This window comes from Gilliamella sp. GillExp13 (genome assembly GCF_001690815.1).
In the GTDB taxonomy this organism is placed as follows: domain Bacteria; phylum Pseudomonadota; class Gammaproteobacteria; order Enterobacterales; family Orbaceae; genus Gilliamella; species Gilliamella bombi.
Window position 1 is genome coordinate 1 of record NZ_LZHJ01000011.1, and the last position, 3,477, is coordinate 3,477.

Sequence of the window (3,477 nt, forward strand, 5' to 3'; positions counted from 1 at the left end):
CTGGTCATGCAAGCTATGAGTCAAATTCCAATGAACTTACAGACGATTGAGTTGTTTCATTCTGACAGAGGAAAAGAGTTTGATAATCATTTGATTGATGAATGTTTAACAGCATTTGGAATTAAATGGTCCTTAAGTCGCAAAGGCTGCCCCTATGATAACGCAATTGCAGAAAGCACATTCAAAGCAGTGAAAACAGAATTTGTGTCAAATACTATTTTTGATTCACTGGCGCAACTTAAATTGGAATTTAATCACTATGTGGATTGGTTTAATTATAATCGACTTCATTCAACATTAAATTACCAGTCGCCGATTGAATACAAAAGAAATCGATGACCTTGAGCAGATTATTAGCGAACATAACCACGGTGGACGTTATCAGTACCAGTACGATGCCCTTGGTAATCTGCTTACTAGCACCTTACCGGACGGCTACCAGCTGCATCATCTCTACTATGGTGCTGGGCACTTAAGCCAGCTAAAATTAACCACGCCAGACCAACATAATTATCCGCTGGCTGACTACGAACGTGACCGCCTGCACCGTGAAATCAGCCGTACACAAGGGGCACTCACCCAAAGTCAACGTTTTGACAATCTAGGGCGCATGACGCAAAAATACAGCTGTATTACTGAACTAAGCAACCATGCACAACCGCTAATAGACAAACGATTTGACTATGACCGTGCCGGCAACCTTATCGGGCAAGCCAACAGCTATGGTAATTACCCCAATCGGATACTAAATAAATCTCCCCGTTACAGTGAAAATTATCACTACGACTCGATACAGCAAATTACCGGTTTACAAACGCATTATGGGCAACACCACATTGCCTATGACCCAGCCGGCAATCTGCTTAATGACCACCGCGAGGCAATCCAACACAACCGCCTAACGCACTATAACGGCTACTATTACCGCTACGATGGCTTTGGACGCTTAATTGAACGCCGACATCCTATTACGCAACTTACCCAGCAATTTTTTTATAACAGCCAGCACCAATTAATTGAGGCACGAGTTAATGATATCTACCACCGCTCCACCACGCTCTACACCTATGATGCGCTAGGACGAAGAACCAGTAAAAGCACTAAACATGACGACAAATACGAAAAAAGACAACACCACGAACAAACCAACTTTTTTTGGCAGGGCATGCGCCTTAGCGGCGAACAACACTCAACGCAACCAGACCAGCGGCTGCACTATATTTACAACCAAGATAGTTATGAACCGATTGCACGGGTAATGATTGAAACTAACCCCAACACCCAATCCGAAAACGTACAACTCGAATACTTTCACACACAACTTAACGACTTACCGACCGAACTCACCAATGAACAAGGGGAAATGGTCTGGCGTGGTGATTACCAGCTCTTTGGGCAACTCAAACAACAACAAACAAGCAGCCCCTATATTGCCGCACAAAACCTACGCTTTGCGGGGCAATATTACGATAAAGAAACCGGTTTACATTACAACACATTTCGGTATTATGACCCTAATTGCGGACGCTTCACCCAGCCCGACCCAATAGGCTTAGCGGGCGGTATTAATCTTTATCAATATGCGCCTAATACCTTGACTTGGGTCGATCCGTGGGGATTATTTTGTGGATCTCATCAAAAACATCATCCAATCCCACAATTTTTAGGAGGACATAAAAAACAAGAATTAATCACATTAGCTAAAGACGCCCACGTTTATTTCCATAATAAGTTAAATGCTCTCCTAAAAAAAAGCTTCAATATGCGGGGGGGGGTGGTAAAGGGGGTGGTAGCGCAGATTAGAAAAGAGCTATGGAAAGAGACCCAAGCGTACAGGAAAAAGCTCTAAATGCAGTTGTTGAGGCTGCTAGAAAAACCGACATGAAGCATGGCACTAATATTGCTGAGAAAGTGTTGGAAAATATAAAAGATAAAAATTATGAGGTAATTCAATGATGCAAGAACAACTTTATCACCTTTATTATTCAGGAATATCTGGCTATGATTTGATTCCGAATTGGAAAACTGATAATAGTCACCTATTTTGTACCCATTGTCATCGGCTTAAACTGCCTCGTGGTGGTCTAGATCTGATTACTGATGAAAAAATAAGAAAAAATTTAGATATGACCATGATAGGGTATCTGCTTATTCCCGGATGTATGTCCACACGTTTATTAGACTTATTGGGAAAAGAGGCAGAAAATCATCTAAATTTAGGGAATGTCTATTTAAAAAAAGGTACGAAGCTTATTAAGCAACCATTTGTAACATTTATTAGTAAATACAAATATATTCCCCTCAGAGGAGAAACGCCTTATTATATTGATGGTAAACCTATTGAAAAACGATTAAAGGTTTGTCCAGAATGCCTATTCTGTGCAAGAGTAGAACGCTCGCCATGGTTTTTACTCAATGATGAATATCCTAAACATCCTATTCAATGTACTGATATGGGGTTACTATTATATGAAAGTGTTTATGAAAAACTAAAAAATACTAAATTAGTCGGGGTTTGTGTTGAAAAGGTTAAAATCAAACAGAATACACAAAAAGGTTAATGTTAATCCTTGTTTTTAGCATGTTGATGCTAATTAAATTGCTAGCGGATAAGTAATGATTAAGTTACCGTTAAAGATGACGTTTATGACAACAGCCTTCCCTTAGTTTTTATGGAGCGCTGTTATATAGCCTTTATTACACAAAAAGTTTTGAAAGGGATAAAAAATAAGAATTATGAGATAATTCCATACAAGAAATAAAGATTATTATATTATTAACTATTCAGCCGTACGCAAGAGGCTCTAATCCAAAGTCAACGTTTTGACAATCTAGGGCGCATGACGCAAAAATACAGCTGTATTACTGAACTAAGCAACCATGCACAACCGTTAATAGACAAACGATTTGACTATGACCGTGCCGGCAACCTTATCGGGCAAGCCAACAGCTATGGTAATTACCCCAATCGGATACTAAATAAATCTCCCCGTTACAGTGAAAATTATCACTACGACTCAGTACAACAAATTACCGGTTTACAAACGTATTATGGGCAACACTACATTGCCTATGACCCAGCAGCGGGTAATCTGCTTAATGACCACCACGAGGCAATCCAACACAACCGCCTAACGCACTATAACGGCTACTGTAACTCTCCCCTAAAATAGTACAGCAAAAAAGTAGAAAATTCTCTATGATAAAAGTAAAAGGGGATTTAATGATGAAAAAAATGACTGAACATCAAATCGTCGCTATTTTAAAAGAAGCTGAAGCAGGTATTCCTGTCAAGGAACTCTGCCGTAAATATGGCATGGGTAATTCAACTTTTTATAAATGGCGGGAAAAATACGGCAGAATGGAAACTTCGGATATCAAACGCTTAAAAGAGCTGGAGGCTGAAAACCGCAAACTTAAGCAGATGTTTGCCGAGCTGAGCTTAAAATCACAGCTTCAGGAAGAAATCATAAAAAA

The 3,477-nt window shown here is 39.7% G+C and carries 5 protein-coding genes; all 5 read left to right on the forward strand.

What is annotated here, in order from left to right:
- Window positions 1–339, forward strand: a 339-nt coding sequence (locus A9G37_RS00750) for an integrase core domain-containing protein (RefSeq protein WP_141670983.1), incomplete at its 5' end; no start/stop codon positions are given.
- Window positions 317–1,849 (forward strand): RHS repeat-associated core domain-containing protein, encoded by a 1,533-nt coding sequence (locus tag A9G37_RS00755; protein WP_065574332.1) that lies wholly within the window; start codon window positions 317–319, stop codon window positions 1,847–1,849. The genes A9G37_RS00750 and A9G37_RS00755, both read left to right, overlap by 23 nt.
- Window positions 1,813–1,956, forward strand: coding sequence for a hypothetical protein (locus A9G37_RS12690; RefSeq protein WP_176701837.1), 144 nt, complete (start codon window positions 1,813–1,815; stop codon window positions 1,954–1,956). The genes A9G37_RS00755 and A9G37_RS12690 overlap by 37 nt, the downstream gene beginning before the upstream one ends.
- Window positions 1,953–2,561, forward strand: coding sequence for a hypothetical protein (locus A9G37_RS00760; protein ID WP_218059268.1), 609 nt, complete (start codon window positions 1,953–1,955; stop codon window positions 2,559–2,561). Before A9G37_RS12690 ends, A9G37_RS00760 begins: the two co-directional genes overlap by 4 nt.
- Window positions 2,562–3,223: 662 nt before the next feature.
- The coding region (locus tag A9G37_RS00765) for a transposase (protein WP_065574334.1) at window positions 3,224–3,477 on the forward strand (254 nt) is incomplete at its 3' end.